Genomic DNA, 21,734 nt, shown 5'->3' with positions numbered 1-21,734 from the left:
GCGGGGGAGGAGGCGGGTCGTGGCATCGGCGGGCCTTTCGGACGGGTGCGTGTCGTGCCTCCACCCTGGCAGAGCCCGCTCTTGGAGCCTGTCGGTGGCCGGTTGATCACGCCGCGACAAGGTCCTCGACGGTCATGGAGGAGACGGTCTTCCGGCTGTCGTCATGGCTCCAGCGCGATGACTGCCCTGCGGGACGGACGAGCATCATCCGGATCATCGCCACCTTGACCATCGCTTCCGAGGTGGCGGTGAGCCGTTCGTAGTCGCGGGCCAGGCGGCGGTTGCGGACCAGCCGGCCGAGCATCCGTTCCACGATCCAGCGGCTTGGCAGCACCTTGAAACCCTTGACGTCGTCGGTCCGCTTCACGATCTCCACCACGATGTTCAGCCTGTCCCGGGCGCAGGAAAGCAGCCTGGAACCAACGGAGTTGGCGTATCCCCCATCCGCCGAGACCGGTGAGACCGTGCGGAAGCCCTCGGCGGGCCGGGCCAGGACCGCGCGCCCGCCGGCGCGGTACTGGACGGAAGCCGAGGTGACCGCGACGACCAGCGGGAGTTCCATCGTGTCCACGATTACCGACGCGTTGCGCCGACGGGTGCGGGAGCAAGCCGGGCCGGATCCCGAGCCGTCGGCCGCGGTGATCGACGCCCAGTCGATCAAGAGCAGTGAGGGCGGAGAGGCACAGGGATTTGATGCCGGACAGCGAACAGCGGGCCGCAAGAGGCAGTGGATCCGGTCCCAGGTGCCGTCCCGGCGCCACTTGGTGAACCAGCGATGGGCCGCGTCGAAAGACATCGGATCGTGCCCTCGCTCCACCCGGCCCTTCTCACGGACTTCAAGGCGGGCCCCGGCCCGCCTCGCCGACGCCGCGGCGGGCATCGACCGGCAGCTCGCCTCGGTACCGGATGCGGGAACCGGCTTCGGCCTGGCACCGCTCTGTGAGGTGAGGCCAGTGAGCGGCGCCCTGCCCCGGCTGACGATGCGGCGGAGCCACGGCCAGCTGGCATCCCGCAAGCCGATCGATCTGAAAGGGCCTTGAGTCGCCACCGGTGCAGGGGCGGCGACTCAAGGCGCTTCGCTACAAAAGCCGCTCCCTCGCCCCGGCCGGGCCGCTGCCGCACCACCTGCAGCAGCTGCTGGAGACGACAGGCGCGCCGGCCCTGTTCACCATGCGTGGTCTTGTAGGCGAGTTCCAGGAACGAGTGTCGCTCACCGGCAGGAACACCGGTTCCTGCCGGATATCGATGTTTCCCGGTTGTGAGAACGCCGGGGTGCTTGCTTCCCGGCGGGCGGCGTGCATGGAGCGGGTTCTACGGGCGCAGTGTGACGCCGGCCTCGCGGAGCAGGGTGGCGAGGTCATCCGGGATTGGCATCGAGGTGGTGAGTCCGGCGCGGGTGCGGCCGGTGTTGCCGTCCGGGTACTTCCCGGCCGCCGAGCCGGGAGCGGCCACGGCCAGGCGCACCAGCTGGCCGATTGCCTCGTGCAGGTCGCGGTCGCGCAGGGCGAGATGGAGCATCACCCAATGGGTGCGGGTGTGGGGCCATGGCCAGGGCTGGGACAGGATGTGGGCACGCTCGGCTGCCCGCCATCGCTCCGCCGTCGGCCCAGGCGTGCGGGCTGCGGACATCTCGGCGGTGAATGCCTCAAGCAGGTGGGGCGGCATGGGGACGCGGCGGGACACGGAAGACCTCCGGCAGTTCAGGATTTCTTGAATTCAAGCATCCGTGTATCGTCTTGTCCATGCTGACCCTCGCGACCGACCTTGACGCCCTGACCCGCTTCGGCCGGGCGCTGGCCGAACCGATCCGCTGTCGTCTGCTGCTCGCGCTGCGCGAGGCCCCGGCCTACCCCTCCGACCTCGCCGACGCCCTGGGAATCTCCCGCACCCGCCTGTCGAACCACCTGGCGTGCCTGCGCGACTGCGGTCTGGTCGTCACCGTCCCCGACGGCCGCCGTACCCGCTACGAACTGGCCGACCCCCGCCTTGGCCACGCGCTGGACGACCTGCGCAACGCCGTCGTGGCCGTCGCCACCGACCGCACGTGCGTCGACGCCGACGACAAGGGGTGCTGCTGATGACCGCGATATCCCTCGGGCCGCAGCCCGGCCCCCCGTGACGTCCTCGCCCGCCGAATACGGCTGCTGGTCGCCGCGACCACCGCGTGCAACGTCATCGAGGCGGTCGTCGCTCTCACCGCCGGCACCCTCGCCTCCTCCACCGCACTGATCGGCTTCGGCCTCGACTCCGTCATCGAGGTCTCGTCCGCCGCCGCGGTCGCCTGGCAGTTCTCCGCCCGCGGCCACGCCGTCCTCGATGCAGCGGTCGCCCACCCGGACGGGAAGGTACGCAGCCGACTCGTCGAGGCGCGGCACGAGTTGACCACGGATCGCTGGAACCGACTCCTCCTTGCGGAGACGAGCGGTGCGCGGCGGGCTCTGTTCGTCGAGAGGGCCGTGTGGGCGGGCGCAAGGCTGTCCGCCGCACATTGCGAGATGCTCGCCGCCGACGCGTCCCCGTTGGTTCGGGCCGGGGTCGCCGGACTGCGTGGACTTCCCGTCCCTCTGCTCCGTTCTCTGGCCTCGGACCCGGTTCCCGCCGTCCGGGGCGCGGCCTGCGACCCAGCCTGGCCTCATCTGTCTCCGCTCCTGCGGGAACGGCTTCTCACGGACCCCGACGAGTACGTGCGTACCGCCGCACGGCTCCGGTACCACCAGGACCACCCCCTGGACGGAGCCGGTTTCGAGCGACTCGGCGGCACGGCCGGTGGGGCTCTGGGCACCTGTCGCCTGGTGCCCCCACTGGCCGTGCGGCTGGCGGTGCACCAGGATCCTGCCGTTCGGGAGAGGCTGGCCGAGAACCCCCGTCTGGACCCGGCGGCCATCGTCGTGCTCGCCGAGGACGAGGACGGTCAGATCCGGCACGTCGTCGCCCTACGGGCAGACGTGACCGAGGAGCAGCGGGCCGCGATACCCCTCGCATTCGATCCGAGCGACGGGCGCCCCATGGTCCTGCCCTGGGTCGCAGACCTCCACGACGACCCGATGGCCATGCGCCGGCTCGCCGCCTCCAGCCATCCCCATATCCGGAGCAGTGTCGCCCGCGCCCGGCACCTGCCGCAGGACGTCGTCGAACGACTGGCCCGCGACGAGGACCGGGTTGTGCGGCGGCTCTTCCTCGCCGAGTCCTGCGAGGACGCGCCGCCGGACATGCTCCTGGAGGTCTGGCACTGGTGGGACGGCAGCCCCGGCTTTCCCGGGCGCCCGCGGACCCATCCCGACTTCCCTCGCGCCGGGCTTCTCCGCTTCGCCACCGACCTGAACCCGAGGCTGCGCCGACTTGCCCTGGACGATCCGCAGTCCACGCCCGAGCTGGTGGAGGAGTTCAGCCGGGACGCGGCCGAGGAGGTACGGCAGGACGTGGCGCAGGACCCCAGGCTCGCTCCCTCGACCGCGGTACGCCTGCTCGCCGACCCGGATTCCTCCGTGTGGGCCTTTGCTGCCCGCAACCCCGCCCTCCCGCAGGACGTTGTGCTCCGGCTGCTGCAGGACCCGGAGACCGCCGATGCCGCCGCCGGAAACCCCGCGCTGCCCGTGCCCGTGATGCGCCGGATGGTCAACCTGTTGGAACGGACCCGCAGAGAGTGTGACCGCAGCTGCCTCAACCGACCGCATGCGCCCACCCCGCATCAACACTCGTCACACGGATGGCAGCTTCTGGCCGGTCCGCCCGCGGAGCCCCGCACCCGCGTGCGGGCGGCCTGAAGGCTGAGCTGGGCCGCAAGCCGAAAACCGTCCTGGGCCTGGACCACTTCGAGGGGCGCTCGTTCGCCGGCCGGCACCGGCACGTCACCCTCCTCACCGCCGCCCACCTGTTCTGACCGAACAGCGGAGCAGCCCGAAAGCCCCTGCCAGGGCCTGACCCTCTACCAGGCCCTGGACCTCCTACAACTCACCACGGAGTCGAGCGTCGCCCAACAGATGGGGGACGCGTTCCTTTCCGGCTCAGCGGCCCGTTTCCGCCCTACACCTTCGTCTGAACTGAGGAAGCACCCCACGGGCTGCTTGTCCCTGCTGTCGCTTCTTGACCGATCCGGCGGTCGGCCGCCCCGCCGGCGGTATTCCGCCAGTACCCCATCCCGGTGAACGTCTCGCTGGTGAGGGGCACTGGCGCGGGGTGGTGTGTGCCGTGTCGGGTCAGCACCAACGGGTGTGTCGGCAGACGCTCCAGCCATGGCGGTCCGAGTCGCCGTCCGACGAACCGCCGGTGTCGCGGGGACGGCCGTTCGGGAAGACCGTGTCGCGGTTCCGGTCGTTTGGGTGGGGGTCGCGGTAGTCCGGGTCACCGTCGCCGTCCCGGTCCGGGAGGTACACGGCCGTGCCGCGGTCGGGGTCCGGACAGCCGTTCTCGGGCGATGACAGGGACAGCTTCACCCAGGCGTCGTTGCGCAACTCCGCGTCCTTCGCGGGGTCCTGGCGGCAGACGCGCCAGTCGTCGTACTCGCCTTCGGCGGGCAGGGTGTCGTTGCGGTACGCCGCCTCGGCGCGGATGCGGCGCTCGGGCACGCCCACGGCGGCAACCTCCGCGCGGGCGGTGGGCCAGGTCTTCCACGACACATCAGGCATCTTCGGCCAGGGCACAGCGTGGCCGTCCCGATCAGGGCAAGGCTCGCCGGCTTGGACGACGCCGAACTCGACCGTCTTCTCCACGACGACGCTTCCGGGCTCCGGCTGTTGGAAGCACACCGTCCACAGGGACCGGGCCGTCACCGCCCGTCCCTGACTGGACGCGTCGTGGTAGGTGACGGAGTATCCGGACTTGCGGGAACGTCCGAACGCCGTGTCGAGCCGCTCGCCCAGGAAGTCGCGTACCCGCTCCGCGGGCCGGGTCGGCGCGGCAGGCGGGGTCGGGCGGAACGCGGGGGATGTCCTGGCCGGTTTCGCGTCCTTCGCCGACGGGTGCGCCGCGATTGCCGGCCGGGGCTGGTCCGGGACCACCGCTCCCAGCAGCGCCATCGCGGCGACCGTGGCCGCGATCTTGCCGGCCTTCGGCCAAGGGTTGCCCCGCCACAGCACCACGAGCGCGGCGGCGAGGGCCACGGCGCCCAGCCGCTCGTCCAGGGCACCGAGCAACGGCACCGCAGCAACGGCTCCGGCCCTGGCGCGGTTCGTGCGCCACCAGGGGTTCGGCGGGGCGGATTCCGGCGGCGCCGCGGGGGTGCAGGGGGCGGGCATGGAAGTGCTGCAGCCCTTTCGATGGGCGGGGGCGGGTATTCCGGCCACATGGTACCGGTGGCCGAAAAGCGGCCCGCTCGCTCCCTCGTCACCCGCGACTTGGGTCCGCCGCCGCTGACACCCACGCCCGGACCGTGGACGGCGCTTACTGGGTCAGGAACCATGGGCTGGCGCTCCTCACTGCCGCCAGGTCATCGAAGCCCTGCCGCAGACGACCACCGTTCCCGGAGATCGCCAAGACTTCGTGGTCGGCACCGTGTGGTCGGCGCAGCTGTGGCCGTCCGCCTTCCGCCCGCAGGTGACGGAGCGCACCCGGTGGCGGCAGGAGCTCGGAGACGGCTGGGACGCCCACCGGCAGGAGGACTCCAACGCCGCCCCTCGGCTGCTCGCCGCCGGACGGATCTCCAACGCGGGCTCCCGGCTCGACCCGGGCGACGACTTCTTCAAGGAGGCCGTCATCGAGGTGGCGGTGGCCGCCGGGCAGGGCCGGGTGGAGCTGCCCGCGTCGGTGTCGTTCATCCGCGCCGACCGCTGCAAGCTCGCCAACAGCTACACGGGATCCATCGAGCACTCATGGGACGTGGAAGGTCAGGGGCACCTCGAGTGGTGGCGGAAGAAGTCGTCACCGGGGCACCGGTCTGGGCCGCAATGGGGTGGGCCATCCCGAAGGGCAACGACGCCGCCCCGTACATGGAGGTGCACATCTCCCGCGATCCCGACGGACGCGAGGTGCTCAGCGAGGACGAGCAGGAGCCGTACGGGATGAAGACCATGAGCAAGGGTGTCGACCAGCCCGTCGCGGTGCTGCTGCGGCTGGCCGGAGGCGGCGCCTGACGGCCGGCCCGGCCATGCTGCACTGGGCGCGCCGGGAGAACGAGCGGCGGTAGCCCACAGACCCATGCCGAGCATATGAAAACAAGACAACCTGACGCTCGCACTGAACGCGCGTAGACCTACCTGCGCCGCCGGAGCTGGTGGGCTGGCCTGCCGGGTCGTCGAGTCGCCCGAATGGCTGAATGTTGAACTATTGGCTGACAAGCGCACTACGGTTGCGGAGGTTGCTGTTCCACCGAGAGGAAACCCCTCATGAGCGCTGCCGAAGCCCCAAGAACGGCCTTCATCCTCACCGGCTACCGCCCCGAGGACGGCTTCTTGGCCGCCGAACTGAATCCGCCCCCCGCCGAGTACGTCTGGCACGACAAGGGCGCCGAGCAGCAGGAACAGCGGTACGGCTCGGGGGTGGGATACCAGCAATGGCTCGCCGTCGACGCGTGGACCGGCGCGGTCTGGTTCGGGGACGTCGACTGGCGGGCTCCGCGCGAACACGTGGAAGGCCAGCTTCCCGGCGTCCCGCGCAAGGCGCTGGGCGACGGCATGTTGCCGGCCCCCGGGGTCCTGGTGCAACTGCTGAGCCACATGACGCACGACGAGCAACACGGCTGCTCCTGGCGCTTCTTCACCGCCCCGGAGTTGCATGCGCTCGCGCTGCGCGTCCTACCGGCCGTTCAGCGGCTCGTCGACTCGATACACCGGACGGGGCCGGACGGCGAGCCGGAGTGGTCCGCCGAAGCGGCCACCGCCTGGGAGGACATCGAGCGGGTCGCCACCCACACCTTCCAGGCTTCCGGAGCGGTCGACTGGCCCAGGCTCCGTATGACCCCCGTACCCGCATGGCGAGTCGAAGTCGGCGCCTTCCTCGAAAGCAACGCCGACCTGTGCGACCCCGCCTGGGCGGGGGCCACCGACGCGGAGCTCGACGCCGATGCAGACTACCGGCGCGACTCGGGCTACGGCGGCGTCCCGGGACGCGTCTGCCTTGCTGTCGACCGGCAGATCGAGCACGGTTTCACCTTCTACGGCCACCGTGCCGCCCTGTATGCCCACCGCGCACGGGCCTGCGGTGGCCGTACGCCGACGGATGCCCGCACCTGGCTGGAGGCGACAGAGGCCGGCAGGAATACCTGGGCGGCGGCCAAACCCCTCGGAGCCACCCTCGCCGACGTGCCGGACTGCGTCCTTTCGCTGCTGGCCGAGGGCTTCCAGAGCGCCGCGCAGAAGGAGGGGCTGGCTCTGATGGGACTGCCCACCCACCTGCGGAACCTGCGCGCCGAGGAAAGGGAGGCCGTCGATCGGCAGCTCGTCCGCGAAGGCGAGGAGGTCGAACGCCTGGAGAACGTGCTCAGGGAGTTCCGCGCCGCACGGAACCGCACCGTGACGCGGATCCTGGCGTGGGCCGACGGGCGCAGCGATGAGGAGATCGCACGCCTGGCCTCCACGTCCCCGGACCTCGTCGGCGACTGGCGGGCCCGCCTGGGCGACGAGCAGGCCACCCAGGCCGCAGAAGCCCGATCTCGCCGGGTGCCCGGCGACTCTTGACAGCCCTGCTCGGCTGCCCCCAAGATCAGGGCGTGAACCTGTCAGACAGTCAGACAGGTGGGGGGATGTCGCGGCGCGTGAGCGCGATGGAAGCGGTGTTCGGCCACCTGCGCACCGCCATCGAGCGCGGCGAGTACGCAGTCGGGGACAAGCTCCCCTCTGAAGCCGAGCTGTGCCGCACTCTCGAGGTCAGCCGGCCCGTTCTGCGCGAGGCGCTCCGGGCCTTGCAGGCCATGGGCCTGACCGTGTCGAAGACGGGCAAGGGAACCTTCGTCGTAGCGAACACGGTCGAGGACCCGACCTTCGGCGACTACGCCGCGAGCGACCTGCTCGAGGTGCGCCGACACGTCGAGATCCCGGTCGCCGGGTACGCCGCGCTGCGCCGCACCCCGGAAGACCTGGACCACCTGGCCCATCTGCTCGACCGGATGGAGCAGGAGACCGACACCACGGCATGGGTGGCCCTCGACACCGTCTTCCACCTGGCGGTTGCCGAGGCCTCCCGCAACCCGGTCTTCCGCCGGGTCATCGAGGAGATCCGCGACGCCTTGGCGCGCCAGTCGACCTTTCTCAACGAGCTGGGCGGCCGCCGCGAGCAGTCCAACTGCGAGCACCGGGCGATCTACGAGGCGCTGATCGACGGCTGCGAACCGGACGCGGTCGAGGCCATGTCCCACCACCTCCACAGGGTCGAGACGACCCTGACCGACATCGTGCACCCCAAGCGCACGAACATCCCCACGGAAGGCGGACCCGAGGCGTGAGCGAGCAGTTCCTCAAAGACGAGAAGCACCCGTCCACCCGTCACGTCGACGCCGGGGACGACGGCTACAGCAAGTCGTTGCAGCCCCGGCACGTCAACATGATCGCCATCGGCGGTGCCATCGGCACCGGGCTCTTCCTGGGCGCGGGGGGCCGGCTTGCCGAAGCCGGGCCCTCACTGTTCATCGCCTACGCCGTCTGCGGCATCTTCGCGTTCCTCGTCGTGCGGGCGCTCGGCGAGCTCGTCCTGTACCGGCCGTCCTCAGGCGCCTTCGTGTCCTACGCCCGCGAGTTCCTGGGCGAGAAGGGCGCCTACACCGCAGGCTGGATGTACTTCCTCAACTGGGCCACCACCGGCATCGCCGACATCACAGCCGTGGCCGTGTACACCCACTACTGGGGCCTGTTCTCCGACGTCCCGCAGTGGGTGATCGCCCTCATAGCCCTGACCGTGGTCCTCGCCGTGAACCTCATCTCCGTGCGGATCTTCGGAGAACTGGAGTTCTGGTTCGCCATCGTCAAGGTCGGCGCCCTGGTGGTCTTCATGGTCCTCGGGATTTTCCTCCTGGTCACCCGCCACCCCGTCGACGGCGTCGTACCCGGCCCCTCCCTGATCACCGACAACGGCGGGATCTTCCCCAACGGGCTGCTGCCCATGCTGCTGATCGTCCAGGGCGTCGTCTTCGCCTATGCCTCCGTCGAACTGGTCGGCGTCACGGCCGGCGAGACCGAGAACCCCGAGAAGATCATGCCCAAGGCGATCAACTCGATCATGTGGCGCGTGGGCCTCTTCTACGTCGGTTCGGTCGTCCTCCTGTCGATGCTGATGCCGTGGAACGGCTACAGCGCCGACCAGAGCCCGTTCGTGACCGTGCTCTCCCACATCGGCGTGCCCGCTGCCGGCGGCGTGATGAACCTGGTCGTCCTCACCGCGGCCATGTCCTCACTCAACTCCGGCCTCTACTCCACCGGCCGCATCCTGCGCTCGATGGCCGTCAACGGGTCCGCCCCCCGCTTCACCGCCCGGATGAGCCGCACCCAGGTGCCCTACGGCGGCATCCTGCTCACCAGCGGCGTGTGCGTCCTCGGCGTCGGCCTCAACTTCGTGGTACCCGACGACGCATTCGAGATCGTCCTCAACCTCGCGGCCCTCGGCATCCTCTCCACCTGGGGCATGATCATGGTCTGCCACCTGCTCTTCTGGCGGAAGACCCGCGACGGCGAACTCGCCCGCCCCGCCTACCGCCTCCCCGGCTCCCCCTGGACCCAGGTCATCACCCTGGTCTTCCTCGCCTCCGTCCTGGTCCTCATGTACGCCGACGGCGGGGCGGGACGCACGACCGTGCTGTGCGTGCCGCTGATCGCCGGAACGCTGGTGGCCGGCTGGTACGCGATCCGCGGCCGCCTCGCACGCGCCGCCGCCAAGAGCAGCCGCTGACCGGACGACGCCCCTGAACGATCCGCGCAGTCGGTGCACCGTCACCGAAGCCGCCGCACCCCCACCCGTGCGAATCAGCACACGTCAAAGGAGGCACAGATGCGCAGCGCATCTGTGCCTCGCGGACGCGCCCGGCATACGGGAGCCCCTCACGCACCCGTCACCCACGTCATCCGGGGCGGCGTCATCCGAACCGTGGAGTCTTGCCTCCGATACGGGTGCCGAAAGACAGCCCCGCGCAAATGTCGGCCGGGTACCGCAGACGACCGGGCACGTCACGCTCGTTCAGGGCACCGATGACCAGGTCTGCGGTGAGGCCCCCGGGCGCGGCGGGCTGTAGTCGGGGGCGGAGCCATCCGGAGTCTGCGGCTGTGAGGCTCTCGGCGACTTGACCGGCAGATAGTTAGCCGCCATATTACGTCTCATGAGTGACGAGGATGCGAACCCCGGCGCTGCACCCACGCTCGAACAGGCGCGGAAGCAGATCGCACGGTACGGGCTTGAGGCCGACCCGCAGGCGGTGCTTGTCGCGGTGCGCCTGATGGCTGCCGGGGCGCGCCTGGACCGGGCGTCCGAAGTGCACTTTGCGCGTTCCGGGCTGTCGACCGGGCGCTACCGCCTCCTGGTGGATCTCGAGGACAGTGGCGGGGAGAAGTCGCCGTCGCAGCTCGCAAAGAGTCTCGGCGTCTCGCGCGCCACAGTGACCGGCCTGGTCGTTGGCCTGGAGCGAGAGGGTCTGGTGGCTCGCCGCGCCTCAACGGAGGACGGGCGGGGCGCAGTGGTCGTACTCACGGCGCGTGGCAGCCGGCGGTTGCGCGATATGGCCGCGGACCACTTCGCACGGCTTGAGGCGCTGGTCGGTGGACTGGCCGCCGACGAACGCGGGCTGTTCCTGGACCTCCTGGAGCGGATCACTCAGCGGATCGGCGCATTGACTGCCGAATAGCTGCGGCATCACTTCCGTGCGGGGGGCGGCTGTTTCGACCGCGCGGCACCCTTTCCCGCGCCCTAGTAGTTAGCCGCCTAATCAACTAGTTAGCCAGCTAATCATTTCGGAGGAGTCGCATGAGTCCCTCTCCCAGAACCGCCCAGCGCGGTATCGCCACGCGTCCGTTCACCCCGTGGAAGGAAGTCGCGACCGCCTACCTGGCCCCCGCGCTCACCGCCGGGCTCGGCGGATTCCTCAGCGGCCAGCCCGAACTGACCAGGGCCGCCTTCACCTCCATCGGGGCCACATCGGCCTTGGTGGCCTGCATCGTCGGCGCATGGCTGCACCGCCGTGGCCGCCCCCGACGCTGGACAGCCTCGGCGCCGCGACCGGTACTCACCCTCGGACTTGCCCTTACAGCGGCCGGCATCGCCGGCCTGGCCGGATGGTTCGGAACCGACTGGCTGCCGTCGCACACACCGGTGCCCGATGCCGGATGGCTGGAGCGGCTGCAGATCGACCTGCCGCTGTCGGCCGGCCTGGCCGCCGCCATCGTCACCTGGCGGTGGCACGGCACGACCTCCCGGCAACAGTCCTGACCCAGCCCTTCCCATCCGATTCTCCAGACCCCTCACTCACGAAAGGCACACTGTGATCACCATCATCGGCGCCACCGGCGCCACCGGAAGCGCCCTGCTCCGGCGGCTCATCGAACTCGAAATCCCCTGCCGCGCCGTCAGCCGTACGCCCGACAATCTGCGCGCCGCCATCGGCGCAAACACGCCAGTCGAGATCATCGGTGCGGACGCCGCAGACCCTCAGACGCTCCACGACGCATTCGAGGGATCCACGCAACTGTTCCTCGCCATGGCCAACAGCCCGCGTCAAGCCGAGCTGGAGACCAACGTGATAGACGCCGCAGCCCACTGCGGGGTACGGCACGTGGTCAAACTCTCCGCCCCAGCAGCCGAGCCCGCCTCACCGGTGGCCATCTCACGCAGCCACTGGCGGATCGAGGAACACCTGGCGACAACCGAGATGACGGCCACGCTGCTCCGGCCCTACGCATTCATGCAAAAGCTGCTCTTGAACGCCCCAGCGATTGCCGAGGGCGTACTCGTCGGGACCATGCGCGAGGCACCCTGTAACTACATCGACGTCCGAGACATCGCCGACGTCGCCGCCGAGACCCTCCTGCGCCCCAGCCTTGCCGGCGCCACCTACACCCTGACCGGCCCGCAGGCCTTCAGCCACCCCGGGCTCGCCCGTCTACTCGGCGAGCTGACCTGCCGCCCCGTTCGCTACATCGACCTGCCACCGAGCGAGTTCCACAGCCACCTCCTGTCCACCGCACATATGCCGCCCTGGCTCGCCAGCCACGTGGTAGAGATCCAGCAACTGGCCATCGCCCGCCCGGAATCTCCCAACGACACCATCGAGACCATCCTCGGCCGCCCCGCCAGGACACTGCACGCCTTCCTCCGCGAACATCTCCACACGTTCACCAAGACCGCCTGACCGACCGCCCAACCGTCTGCCCCCGCCCCTCACCCTTCTCCGGGATACCGATCCCGGTATCCCGGAGAAGGGCATGCTGCTTCGAGGACGAAGCCGGGTCCACCCGCCGGCCGCCCGCAGGACGCACCCGGGGCCGGCGCGGCCACACGCAGGTCGTAACGGTGAGTGGACGCCGCTCGGGGCGCCTGTCGGTGGCCGGGCTGATCGCGATGCGGCCCGGCCACCGCACCCGACTGTGCCACCGCGTGCGCACCCACCGAGCGGGCAAAGGCAAGCGCCGCAGCATGGGCGAGCGTGACTTCATCGCGCTGATCGACGGCGTCCACCAGATCGTCAAGGCACCGATCGTGCTGGTGTGGGACCGCCTGAACACGCACGTCTCCCGCGCCATGGGCGAGCTGATCGCCGAGCGTGAGTGGCTGGCGGTGTTCCTCCTGCCTGCCTACTCACCCGACCTCAGCTTGACTCTGTCGGGGATCTTGGAGTTGCCGAGGTCAGGTGCCCAGGGTTCGCCACGACTTCGGCCGGGGGATCTCGCGCCGGTCGAGGTAGTTCTGGAGGCAGTCGGTTGGCGCGGCATGGGGGCTTCCTCGGTGGGTGGAAGTCCGCTGAGGCGCTCGATGTTGACGGCGATGGCCGTCAGGACGTGTTGGACGTGTGCCTTTCCCTGTCCTCGGTAGCGGCAGCGGCGCATGCCGTGTCCGTGGGCGAACTCATTGACCGTGCCCTCCACTCCGGAGCGGACCGCGTAACGGGCCTTCCACTGGGGTGTCTGCTGCTCGGTGTGGACGCGGAGCTGCAGGTCGCGGAGTTCGCGCGGGGGAAAACCCACGGTGCGGGCGCTGTCGACGGTGGACGTGCAGCGGGATCGGACGGGGCAGGGGCGGCACTGGCTCTTGGTGAACCGGGCCACGATCAGCGGGGCCGCGGTGGGCGAGGAGGTCGGGTAGGGGCCATGCCAGCCCTGGCTGACTTGCCCCTGGGGGCAGGTGACCTGCTGGCGGTCGTAGTCGATGTGGAAGTCGTCCCGGGCGAAGCCCTCGTTCTGGCGGTGCTGGCGGGTGGGGTTGCTCCGCAGCGGCCCGGAGACGGTGACCTGGTGTTCACGGGCGGCTTGTTCCAGGTGGGGCAGGGAGGTGTAGCCGGCGTCGACCAGGTGCTCGGCGGGCAGCAGTCCGCGACGCGCCAAGCGTGTGTGGATGCCGGGCAGGACCTGGCTGTCGTGGGCGGTGGCCGCGGTGGTGGCCACGTCCGTGATCACGTTGGGTCCGTCGGGAGCGCAGGTCTCGGTCAGATGAGCGGAGAATCCCTTCCAGCTGATGATGTGGCCGTGCCGTGCGTAGCGGGCCGAGGTGTCGTAGGGAGAGACGATCGCCCGGGGCGAGGGCGGCAGCCCGGGGCCGCATTGCTTCTCGGCGGTGCGCCAGCGCAGGTGTCCTGCGGCGTCATAGTGGTAGTTCTGCACCATGACCTGGCGCAGGGCCTGGACACGGGGACCGGTGGTGCGGTCGGCTCCGTGCCGGTCGAGGTGTTCCAGGAGCCGGACGGCGTCGTTTCCGGTGGCAAGGATCCTGGTCTTGGGTTTGGTGGGGGTTCTTGCCCAGGCGGACCGGCCGGCCGTAGCGGAGCCCCCAGTCCTCATCGACCAGTTCGTCGAGCAGGTGCGGGGACGTGCCGGCGACTTCTTCGAGTGCGGCACGGACGGCCTCGGTGATCAGCTCCAGGCGGGTCAGGTCACGCACCGCGGCCAGGACATGGGTGGAGTCGGTGCGCTGCGTGGTGCGCTCGCGCACCAGTCCGGCCTCCTTGAGACGGGCCAGCGCGAGGTCGAGGAGCCGGTCGGCACGGCCGTCTTCAGCGAGCCGGTCGCGGAAGTCGGCCAGCACGCTGTGATGGAAACCGGGATCGTCCAGCTCCATGGCCATGGCGTACTTGAAGTCGATGCGGCAGCGGACCGCCTCGGCGGCCTTCGGGTGGTTCCGCCGATCGATGCTGATGTCGAGGTGCCCGTTGTCCCTCCGCCCCCGTTCCGGTGAGCATGTGCCGCCTCTGACTGCGCAGGTCGCGCGGGCGAGCAACCCGGGTGGCACGACGGCGATATGGGTACGGGACCGCCTCGATGGACTGTGGTGCGACGAGGACTTCGCCGACTGGTATCCACGGGATGGGCGTCCGGGTCTCTCGCCTGCTCAGCTGGCCACCGTCTGTGTGCTGCAGTTCCTGCTCGGCCTGTCGGACCGGCAGCTCACTGAGCTTGACTCTGTCGGGGATCTTGGAGTTTCCCGGTGCGACAGCGTGATCAACGGGCATGCTGTTTTTGAACCTCCGGCTGACCCGGGCCGATAGCCTGTGAGCAGCCCCACTCTGAGGGGAACCGATGGCTCCCACGCCCGCCGACACCGCCGAGATCCGGGACCAGCAAATCGCCGACCTGCGGGCCAGCTCGTCGTTCTCCGCGGTATAAGCGGTGATCGGGGGCCGAGTACCGTGCGATAGCGGAGCGGGTGTACGAGCGGGCGTGCGACCGGCGGTCCGGGCTCAACCGTACCCTCGCAGGAGCGGCTGGCGCCGCGCTGCGGACGTGGCCGCCGTCACCGCGTCGGCGCTGGTGCTGCACGGCACCGAGGACCCCATGTTCCCGCCCGCCCACGGCCGGGCCACCGCCCCCGCTGTCCCCGGCACGCGCCTGGTCACCGTCGAGGGCCTGGGGCATACTCTCCCCGCGGCGCTGGACCGGCGCCTGGCCGACGAGATGCTACGGCACGTCCAGCGCTGAACGCCGGCCGGAAGCGGTGAAGGCGCGGGCGCCCGCCTGCCACGTGAGGTCGAGGTCGGAGCCGTCCGGGTAGCGGTGGTCGAGTTCGAGGAGCACCATGCCGTGCGCGTACGACCAGAGGGCCTGCGCGAGGTGGGGTTCGTCCGTGGCGAGGAAGAACGGGCTTCCGGCCCACTCCTCCAGCCCGCCAGGCAGGGCGGCGCGCGGCAGCGGGCCGGTGGTCGCCAGGCGGTAGAGGCCGGGGTGGGCGAGGGCATGCCGCCGGTAGGCGGCCAGGACCGCGGGCACGCGGTCGGCGGCGGGCACTTCGCCCAGGGCGGCGTGCAGGGCCGGGCCGCACCCATCTCGGCGAGGGCGTCCTCCACGAGGGCCGCTTCCACGGCCTCCTTGTTGCGGAAGTGCTTGTAGAGGGAGGGAGCGCGGATGCCGAGGCGCTCGGCGAGGGCGCGCATGGTCAGTTCGTCGTGGCCGCGCTCCTCCAGCAGGCCGCGGGTGGCGGCGGCGATCTGGGCGGCGCGGGGGGTGCGCGGGGTGCGGACGGGCTGCTGGTGGGTGCTCACTGGTGTTCGGCTCGCTGCCTGAGGGCGGAGTTCATCGCCGCGGAGGCGTCGTGGACGTCGAGCTTGCGGCGTACGAAGGGCACGGCCACGAGGGCGCCGGTGAAGGTCTCGGCCTGAGTGAGCCGTACGCTGCCGGGCCCGGTCTCCTCGATGAGGAAGGAGTGCTCCCCGTCGAGGAGACCGGGCAGCCCGAGCCGCCCGAGCCAGCGCAGCTCCCTGCCGGGGACGGCAGCACGGACCGTGGGGCGGAAGCGCATGGTGGAGCCGTTGTTGACGATGACGTTCCGTAGCACTGCGCCCCTCTCGGGCATGCCCTTGATGCTGAGATGAAGGGGTTCCGATGCGGGTACGCGTCGAAGTCGGTGAGCACCTGCCACACGCGGGAAGCGGGGGCGGCGATGTCGATGTGGGTACGGACAGCGTGCATGGGAACTGGCAGGGAATGAGTCGGCTAACGTTGTTAGCTCGCGCCCCCAGCGTAAGGCTCTTTGTTAGCCGCGCAAGCGTGTCGGCGGCAGGATTGTCAGTGGCCCCTTGACTCACTGAGACAGAACACCCCGAGAGGCAACTGCCCGGCCAGCTCGGGGTGGCCCCCTCCGCGAGGCGCCTGGTCATGAGGGCGCGGCCAAGTGATCAGGGTCTCGGAGTGCTGGACGAGGCGTTCGTAGTCCCGGGCGTGCCGGCGGGCGTGCATCATCCAGGCAAGCGACCGTTCGACCGCCCAACGGCGGGGCAGCATCACGAAAGCCGGAGGCGTCCTTGGGCCGGAAGACGATCTTGATGGTGAGGCGGAGGTGGACTCGTTGGAGTTGAGCTGGGCGACGATGTGCCGCACCCACGTGTCGTTCGGGTGGGCGGCGGCGTGAGGGGCGAAGGTGCCGGTGATGAATCGGCGGAACTCGGTCAGCTTCTCGCCCACCACGGCCTGCTCGTAGGTCTCCAGGACATCGCGTTCGGCGCCGAGCAGGTAGCCGACGTCGCGGGTCCACGTCAGCGGCGCCGGCCCTTCTCCGCGGCCTGGTCGCGCAGGGCGGCGAGCCGTCGCGGACCTGGCGGGCGGACAGGCTGGTCGCGGGACGAGCTGGCGGAAGTCCGCATCCCTCCGTCGCCGGGAGGCGCGGGGCACGGCTACTCGCCCTTCAACAGCCGGGCGACCTCGTCGTCCATGTCGACCTTGCCGGTGTCCACCGCGGTCTCGATCCAGTCCGGTGTCGCCCGCACCTTCGCGGCGTTGGAGTGCACGATCGCGCACTCGTCCTCGCTCAGGGTGCGGTCCCGCAGACCGTGGACAGCCGCGGCGACGAACGAGTGGCAGGCGGTCACCAGGTCCAGGAACTCCACCGTGCGGGTCAATGCGCATCACGGCCGGCGCGACCGGGCTCATGCGCTCGAAGTCCGCGAACCGCTCTTCCTCGTCAGGAATGCTGCCCAGGACCCAGCCGCTGGCCTCCGGCCCCGGCCGGACGCCCCCCGCAGGCGGCGAACAGGGCCTGTGCGCGCAGCGCGGGGCCGCCCGGCCGGGGCGTAACGGTCTTCGATCAGCGACGCGGGCGTGCTGCGAGCATCGCGTCGTGAAGTTCCTCGGGGCCGGGAACGGGCGGCAGCGGCGACGTGGGCCCGTCGGGGCGGCAGGAGTCGAGCAGCAGGGAGACCAGGCGCTGCCAGGCGCCGGGGGCGGCGTGGCGGGTGGAGGACAGCACGCCGGTGTTGGCCATCAGGAACAGGATGACGTCGCTGCTGGTGATCTCGGAGCGCAGGCGGTGCTGCTGCTGCGCGCGCCGGATCAGGGCGTCAAGAGCTTCTATGGCGCGGGAACGTGGTTCTTCCATCGCCGGTGAGTCGGGGAAGCAGGCGGTGAAGGCTTCGGTGACGGCGCGGTCGGCGGCCTGCATGGCGCAGATGCGCTCGACGAAGCCCTTGAAGCCTTCCCAGGGGTCGGGGGTGTGCATCGCCTCCTCGGCGAGGCGGGCCAGATCGGTCATGCGGTCGGCCAGCACCGCTTCGATCAGGGCTTCCCGCTCGGGGAAACGCCGGTAGAGCGTGGCGATGTTGACCTCCGCCTTTCGCGCGACGTCCTCCAGGGGCGCACTCAGCCCGCGCTCGGCGAACACCGTGCGGGCAGCCGCCATGATGCGTTGCCGGTTGTCTTCGGCGTCCCTGCGCAGCCTTCGGCTCTGCTCGGATCCCATGGCCTGAATCCTACAAGTGAAGGTACTCCTGCGGTTCTGGTAGCTTGAGCCTCACATCAAAACGCAGGGTCCCCTTCACTTATGGAATGAGTGTGCCGTGCCCGTCGTCCTGTGGGTCGCCCAGGCCCTCCTCGCCGTACTGTTCACCGCCGCCGGCGGGATGAAGCTGGTCATGTCCCCGGATGACATGGTCCCGCTCATGCCGTGGGTCGTGGACTTCCGTCCCGAGACGATCAAAGCGATCGGAGTACTGGAGGTACTTGGTGCGGTGGGGCTGATCCTTCCCCGCGCCACGAACATCGCCCCGGTACTCACCCCGGTCGCCGCGGCGGGCCTTGCCTGCGTCATGGCCGGCGGCGCGGTCGTGCATGTCACCCGAGGTGAATATCCCCACAGCATCGGCAACATCACCGTGTTCGCGGTGGCTCTGTTGACCGCCTGGGGAGCACTTCGCTCCCCCTCCTGGCGGTGATCCCTCGGTAGCCTGTGGGGCCCAGCGATCGCGGATCCGGCCGGAAGAGATGGTTGAGGTCGGCCACGACGTGCCCTTGGAAGGGGCCGCGCACCAAGCGGCCGATGGCGTCGACATCCTCGGGCGGAACCTGGAGATCGCCGCCACCTGTGATCGAGAGGACCGGAGCCGCGATCCGGGCGAGCGCAGGAGCCGGGTCGTGGGCGACGAAGTCACAGGTCCACCGCGCGTTGACACGCTGTCCCTGAAGACGCATCTCGGCGTCACCGGAGGCTGCGATCCTCTCCAGATTGCTGCGCTGGAGGCGGTGGACGTTCGTGCGCAACACCCGCAGGACGAGTTTGACCGGCAGCGGCAACCTGGTGGCCAGGTGCTCGGCCTGCCAGACGAGGATGTCGCCGCCAGGACGTGCGGCGGCGGAGAGCAGGACCCACTCCGGCCACTTGGGCGTCAGCGGCGAGCTGCGCGGCGTACCAGGCGCCCTCGCTGTGTCCGACGACCGGGAGGGAAAGGCCGGCGGTCCGGTCTGCGATCCAGGGGAGGGCGGCCTGCGCATCAGCCGGCCCGTCATCCCTCCCGGCGCGCAGGAAGTCTCCGCTGCTGCCCCCTACATCGCGCTTGTCGTAGCGCAGTGTCGGCCCTCGCGCCTTCGCCAGGGCGTCCGCGACAGCGCGGGTGACCCCCGTCCTGAGCATCGGTCCGCCGGGCAGCCGTACGTCAGAATCGCGGTTCACCCTGCCTGATCCCGGGAACAACAGGGCGGCGGCGACGGGTGGGCCGCCTCGGTGAACGTCCCGGCCAGTGAACAGCCGTTGCTGTCGATGCCTGCCGTCTCGTCGGTCACGAGTTCTCTTCCCCTTTCCTCTCTGTCGCCGCCTGCCGCGTCACCACGGAGAGCAGCGGGCTTGACTTGCGAGAAGGCGGGGTCAGTTGGGCAGGGCGTTTTCGACCAGTGCCACCGCCGCCCGGGCATCGAGGACCTGGATCACGAGGCGGGCGTATCGCTCGTCGGCCAGTTGGATGACCACTGCCTTGGCCGGGTCGCGGACGTCCCGGAAGACCCGTTCGCATCGACGTGAAAGGTGCCGGCGGTAACGATGCCCGGGACATGGGTGCCAGGCGGAGCCCTTGGGCTCCTTGGCGATCCCGGGGTCGGCTGTGGCGCCGCGCACGTGTGCCAGCGGAATGGTCAGGCGGCTCTTGAGCGCCCAGAGTTTAGCTTGTCATTTATGGTCCGGCGTCGAACGCGGCTCGAACTTGGTCGGCGTTTTCGCAGTTCAGCGGACGAGAAGGCGGCCCCCGTCTGATCCTGTGCTCCGTCACAGAGTGGATCAGCACGAAGGCCGTGTCCGTGAGTTTGATGCACCAGAGCGGCCTGCGGCATGCGTGCGCGGAAGTGTCACACGTCCGATCGGAGCTGTGCGCGTGTCTGACTGCAAGGGGCGACGCATTGTTCGGGTTGTGCGACGCGCCGCTGTGCACGGACGGGCCCGTGCGAACGCTGGTCGATCTCGCGCTCGCACCCGAACACCGCCGTGGGCACGGGGCTCTGTACGGCGGACTCGACCAGGGCCGGATCGACGTCGCCCGGCTGCGTCGGGCCCTGGCCAGGGTGCCGTTGCCGCGGGCGGACGGCTGGCTCGTGCTGGCGGTGGATGTCTCGCCGTGGCTGCGGCCGAACGCCAACACATATGCTGACCGGGCCTTTTGCCACACGTCCGGCCGGGGTGAGGGCAAGCATCAGACCGACAATCACACCGTCGGGCACGGCTACGCCGTCGGATTCGCCGGTAACGGCGGGCTCCCGCAGACATGGATCTTCTGCGCCGACCTGGAACCGGCTGTCGTCTTCGGCCGCGCCGCGACGATGTGACTGAGGCCGCCCGCGAGGACCGTTTGCCAAGCACTCGCCGGTTCTTGAGGGGCGAAGGCGTGCTCGACGGGGGCGCGGGCGCCACACCCTGGTTGGACGGCTTCTGACCACGCTGCAGGGGCGCGGTTGCAGTTGCCGGCCGCCTTGTAGCCGGTGACCGTCGCGGGGTCGGCGTCATCGAGCCCGACGAACCCCACGTCGGCGCTCACACGACGCAGACACGCCGGCTCCACCGGCCATCGCTGCTCCTCAGCTCGACGACGGTGATGTCCCCGGGGGAGCGCCCCAGGCCCGCGAGCGCCTCACCGACGATGGCCAGGAGCAGCGACTGGCTGCCGCCGAGCACAAGCACGAGCGGACCGGCGGTCAGCAGCAGGCCGCCGAGGGCTGCTGCGCCCCGGGCCCCGAAGCGCGTCCATGTACACCTCGTCCACGCCCGGTTCGCCCGCGCAGTCCGGGGACTTCGCCGGATAGAGGAAGGAGCCCTCCGCATCGAAGGAGCGGTCGCAGAAGTCCACGTTTCACTCTTGGTGACTCGCCGTACCCAAGTCCCCCACAACCTGGGCAAGTGCCCGGACGGGGGCGAACTCGGTGTCGCTGCGCCAGACCAGGCCCCAGCGCAGGCCTGGCCAGTCGTGAATGGGCAGATAGACGATGTCGGGGCGGGCGTGGTAGCGGGTGACGTGGGCGCCCAGGCTGTGGATGACGTCCCCGGCGGCGACCTGGGTGAACAAGTCGTCCAGGCTCTTGATGATCGGGCTGTGGCGTTCGATCGGGCGGCCGCTGGGGGTTTGGAAGGGCGTGAAGGCGTCCGCCCAGTAATCAGGTCCGGCCGGGCCCTGCCAAATGCCGAAATCGCCGAAGGCCTCCAGGGAGACCGATGGCCGGACGGCCAGTTCGTGGTCGTGGGCGACGAGTGCCACCGCGTGCTCGGTGTAGATGACCGGCCCTACCGTGAGGTCGGGCTCCTCCACGGGCAGCCAGGCGACCAAGACGTCGATCTCTCCCCGCCGCAGCGGGCCGAACGCGTCGATGAACGGGTTGTGCCGTATGCGCAGGGCCCACTGGGGGTGGCGGGCGCGGAACGCCTCCCAGTAGGGCCGTAGATCGTGGGCGTTGCTGGGCAGCATGCCCACGCGTAGCACCTCGGTCGTGCCCCGCGCGGCGAGCCTGGCCCGCTCCACGCTCGCCTGTAGCCCCCGGTAGACCGGTAGCAGGTCCTCGCGCAGTTGCTCGCCCAGCGGGGTCAGCCGCACGTTTCGGCTGGTGCGCTCGAACAACCGTGCCCCGACGCCTCGTTCCTGCTTCTTGAGAGCCTGGCTGACCCGCGCTTGCGACACGTGCAGCCGTTGGGCCGTCCTGCCGAAATGAAGTTCTTCCGCAAGCGTCAGGAAGATCTCGATGTCCCTCAGCTCCACCCGTCCCGTCCCCGTCCCCCTCGGGCGCTGTGACGACGCACCACGATCCATAAGCGGCAGGTTATCCGGCCTTTCGTGATCTCCCGTTGTTCCCCCGACGGCCAGGCGAAATGCTGAAGGGGCAGGCCGGACGACCAACCCGGCGATCAAAGTGAACACAAGGGGACGACATGTCACAGGCCACCAGACA

At 70.0% G+C, this 21,734-nt stretch carries 21 protein-coding genes and 8 pseudogenes; 15 read left to right on the top strand and 14 right to left on the bottom strand.

Translation table 11 applies throughout. The features are described from left to right. Nucleotides 1-106: 106 nt before the first annotated feature. A complete protein-coding gene (locus HYE82_RS07165) occupies nucleotides 107-796 on the bottom strand; it encodes an IS5 family transposase (protein WP_179173080.1) in 690 nt (229 codons plus the stop codon). Between the two features lie 515 nt (nucleotides 797-1,311). Then, nucleotides 1,312-1,665 carry a DUF3703 domain-containing protein gene (locus HYE82_RS07160; protein ID WP_179173086.1) on the bottom strand — a complete coding sequence of 118 codons (354 nt, stop codon included), beginning with the start codon at nucleotides 1,663-1,665 and terminating at the stop codon, nucleotides 1,312-1,314. A 77-nt stretch (nucleotides 1,666-1,742) separates the two neighbouring features. On the opposite strand from HYE82_RS07160, the gene HYE82_RS07155 reads away from it, so the two are divergent. From HYE82_RS07155 to HYE82_RS37805, 4 genes and pseudogenes are all read left to right on the top strand, one after another. Next, nucleotides 1,743-2,078 carry a helix-turn-helix transcriptional regulator gene (locus HYE82_RS07155; protein WP_179173079.1) on the top strand — a complete coding sequence of 112 codons (336 nt, stop codon included), beginning with the start codon at nucleotides 1,743-1,745 and terminating at the stop codon, nucleotides 2,076-2,078. Continuing rightward, nucleotides 2,078-2,321 (top strand): annotated as a pseudogene (locus HYE82_RS37810) (cation transporter); the annotation flags it as partial. The gene HYE82_RS07155 and the pseudogene HYE82_RS37810, both read left to right, overlap by 1 nt. A 363-nt stretch (nucleotides 2,322-2,684) precedes the next feature. After that, on the top strand, nucleotides 2,685-3,764 hold the full coding sequence (locus HYE82_RS07150) for a hypothetical protein (RefSeq protein WP_179173078.1): 1,080 nt from the start codon (nucleotides 2,685-2,687) through the stop codon (nucleotides 3,762-3,764). Between the two features lie 14 nt (nucleotides 3,765-3,778). Continuing rightward, nucleotides 3,779-3,921, top strand: a pseudogene (locus HYE82_RS37805) (IS701 family transposase); the annotation flags it as partial. Between the two features lie 275 nt (nucleotides 3,922-4,196). Here the strand turns inward: HYE82_RS37805 and HYE82_RS07140 are convergent. Beyond that, a complete protein-coding gene (locus HYE82_RS07140; RefSeq protein WP_179173077.1) occupies nucleotides 4,197-5,138 on the bottom strand; it encodes a hypothetical protein in 942 nt (313 codons plus the stop codon). 699 nt (nucleotides 5,139-5,837) lie between these two features. Here HYE82_RS07140 and HYE82_RS07135 point away from each other — a divergent pair. The 8 genes and pseudogenes from HYE82_RS07135 to HYE82_RS37800 all read left to right on the top strand — a co-directional run. Continuing rightward, nucleotides 5,838-6,068: a hypothetical protein gene (locus tag HYE82_RS07135; RefSeq protein WP_179173076.1), complete on the top strand. Its 231-nt coding sequence runs from the start codon at nucleotides 5,838-5,840 to the stop codon at nucleotides 6,066-6,068. Between the two features lie 252 nt (nucleotides 6,069-6,320). Beyond that, the gene (locus tag HYE82_RS07130; protein WP_179173075.1) at nucleotides 6,321-7,610 is read left to right on the top strand and encodes a hypothetical protein; all 1,290 of its coding nucleotides are present in this window, start codon (nucleotides 6,321-6,323) and stop codon (nucleotides 7,608-7,610) included. 86 nt (nucleotides 7,611-7,696) lie between these two features. Then, nucleotides 7,697-8,374 (top strand): FadR/GntR family transcriptional regulator, encoded by a 678-nt coding sequence (locus tag HYE82_RS07125; RefSeq protein WP_179173085.1) that lies wholly within the window; start codon nucleotides 7,697-7,699, stop codon nucleotides 8,372-8,374. Beyond that, a complete protein-coding gene (locus HYE82_RS07120) occupies nucleotides 8,371-9,810 on the top strand; it encodes an amino acid permease (RefSeq protein WP_179173074.1) in 1,440 nt (479 codons plus the stop codon). The genes HYE82_RS07125 and HYE82_RS07120 overlap by 4 nt, the downstream gene beginning before the upstream one ends. A gap of 424 nt (nucleotides 9,811-10,234) precedes the next feature. Beyond that, complete coding sequence (locus HYE82_RS07115) at nucleotides 10,235-10,756, top strand: MarR family winged helix-turn-helix transcriptional regulator (protein ID WP_179173073.1); 522 nt, start codon at nucleotides 10,235-10,237, stop codon at nucleotides 10,754-10,756. 119 nt (nucleotides 10,757-10,875) lie between these two features. Then, on the top strand, nucleotides 10,876-11,337 hold the full coding sequence (locus HYE82_RS07110) for a hypothetical protein (RefSeq protein ID WP_179173072.1): 462 nt from the start codon (nucleotides 10,876-10,878) through the stop codon (nucleotides 11,335-11,337). Between the two features lie 52 nt (nucleotides 11,338-11,389). Beyond that, nucleotides 11,390-12,256 carry an NmrA family NAD(P)-binding protein gene (locus HYE82_RS07105; protein WP_179173071.1) on the top strand — a complete coding sequence of 289 codons (867 nt, stop codon included), beginning with the start codon at nucleotides 11,390-11,392 and terminating at the stop codon, nucleotides 12,254-12,256. Next, a pseudogene (locus HYE82_RS37800) lies at nucleotides 12,157-12,657 on the top strand (hypothetical protein); the annotation flags it as partial. The gene HYE82_RS07105 and the pseudogene HYE82_RS37800, both read left to right, overlap by 100 nt. Before the next feature lie 41 nt (nucleotides 12,658-12,698). On the opposite strand, the gene HYE82_RS07095 reads toward HYE82_RS37800, so the two are convergent. Together HYE82_RS07095 and HYE82_RS37795 are read right to left on the bottom strand one after the other, a co-directional pair. Then, nucleotides 12,699-13,724, bottom strand: a complete 1,026-nt coding sequence (locus HYE82_RS07095) for a transposase (protein WP_256986978.1) — start codon at nucleotides 13,722-13,724, stop codon at nucleotides 12,699-12,701. Beyond that, nucleotides 13,702-14,175 (bottom strand): hypothetical protein, encoded by a 474-nt coding sequence (locus HYE82_RS37795; protein WP_256986984.1) that lies wholly within the window; start codon nucleotides 14,173-14,175, stop codon nucleotides 13,702-13,704. The genes HYE82_RS07095 and HYE82_RS37795 overlap by 23 nt, the downstream gene beginning before the upstream one ends. 662 nt (nucleotides 14,176-14,837) lie before the next feature. Here HYE82_RS37795 and HYE82_RS37790 point away from each other — a divergent pair. Continuing rightward, nucleotides 14,838-15,032 (top strand): alpha/beta hydrolase, encoded by a 195-nt coding sequence (locus HYE82_RS37790; RefSeq protein ID WP_309144226.1) that lies wholly within the window; start codon nucleotides 14,838-14,840, stop codon nucleotides 15,030-15,032. Here the strand turns inward: HYE82_RS37790 and HYE82_RS37785 are convergent. The 6 genes and pseudogenes from HYE82_RS37785 to HYE82_RS07065 form a co-directional block, all read right to left on the bottom strand. Beyond that, nucleotides 15,012-15,338, bottom strand: a complete 327-nt coding sequence (locus HYE82_RS37785; RefSeq protein WP_309144225.1) for a TetR-like C-terminal domain-containing protein — start codon at nucleotides 15,336-15,338, stop codon at nucleotides 15,012-15,014. The two genes, HYE82_RS37790 and HYE82_RS37785, sit on opposite strands and share 21 nt — an antisense overlap. Nucleotides 15,339-15,588: 250 nt before the next feature. After that, complete coding sequence (locus tag HYE82_RS07080) at nucleotides 15,589-15,903, bottom strand: hypothetical protein (RefSeq protein WP_256986977.1); 315 nt, start codon at nucleotides 15,901-15,903, stop codon at nucleotides 15,589-15,591. Between the two features lie 35 nt (nucleotides 15,904-15,938). Continuing rightward, nucleotides 15,939-16,019: pseudogene (locus HYE82_RS39475) on the bottom strand (hypothetical protein); the annotation flags it as partial. Nucleotides 16,020-16,250: 231 nt separating this feature from the next. Continuing rightward, nucleotides 16,251-16,337: pseudogene (locus tag HYE82_RS37775) on the bottom strand (IS5/IS1182 family transposase); the annotation flags it as partial. Nucleotides 16,338-16,720: 383 nt separating this feature from the next. Next, nucleotides 16,721-16,985 (bottom strand): annotated as a pseudogene (locus tag HYE82_RS07070) (DUF6192 family protein); the annotation flags it as partial. Nucleotides 16,986-17,130: 145 nt separating this feature from the next. Continuing rightward, entirely contained in the window at nucleotides 17,131-17,781 is a 651-nt protein-coding gene (locus HYE82_RS07065; protein ID WP_179173070.1) for a TetR/AcrR family transcriptional regulator, read from the bottom strand. A gap of 97 nt (nucleotides 17,782-17,878) precedes the next feature. On the opposite strand from HYE82_RS07065, the gene HYE82_RS07060 reads away from it, so the two are divergent. After that, on the top strand, nucleotides 17,879-18,253 hold the full coding sequence (locus HYE82_RS07060) for a DoxX family protein (protein ID WP_179173069.1): 375 nt from the start codon (nucleotides 17,879-17,881) through the stop codon (nucleotides 18,251-18,253). 926 nt (nucleotides 18,254-19,179) lie between these two features. Here HYE82_RS07060 and HYE82_RS07055 read toward each other — a convergent pair. Further along, nucleotides 19,180-19,470: pseudogene (locus HYE82_RS07055) on the bottom strand (hypothetical protein); the annotation flags it as partial. A gap of 143 nt (nucleotides 19,471-19,613) precedes the next feature. On the opposite strand from HYE82_RS07055, the pseudogene HYE82_RS07050 reads away from it, so the two are divergent. Next, a pseudogene (locus HYE82_RS07050) lies at nucleotides 19,614-19,985 on the top strand (transposase); the annotation flags it as partial. A 346-nt stretch (nucleotides 19,986-20,331) separates the two neighbouring features. Here HYE82_RS07050 and HYE82_RS07045 read toward each other — a convergent pair. After that, a complete protein-coding gene (locus HYE82_RS07045; RefSeq protein WP_179173068.1) occupies nucleotides 20,332-20,478 on the bottom strand; it encodes a hypothetical protein in 147 nt (48 codons plus the stop codon). A gap of 169 nt (nucleotides 20,479-20,647) precedes the next feature. Next, a complete protein-coding gene (locus tag HYE82_RS07040; protein ID WP_179173067.1) occupies nucleotides 20,648-21,544 on the bottom strand; it encodes a LysR family transcriptional regulator in 897 nt (298 codons plus the stop codon). Nucleotides 21,545-21,734 lie beyond the last annotated feature (190 nt).

The sequence above is a fragment of the Streptomyces sp. BR123 genome (assembly GCF_013401435.1).
GTDB lineage: Bacteria > Actinomycetota > Actinomycetes > Streptomycetales > Streptomycetaceae > Streptomyces.
This window is presented reverse-complemented; position numbering and strand designations above follow the sequence as displayed.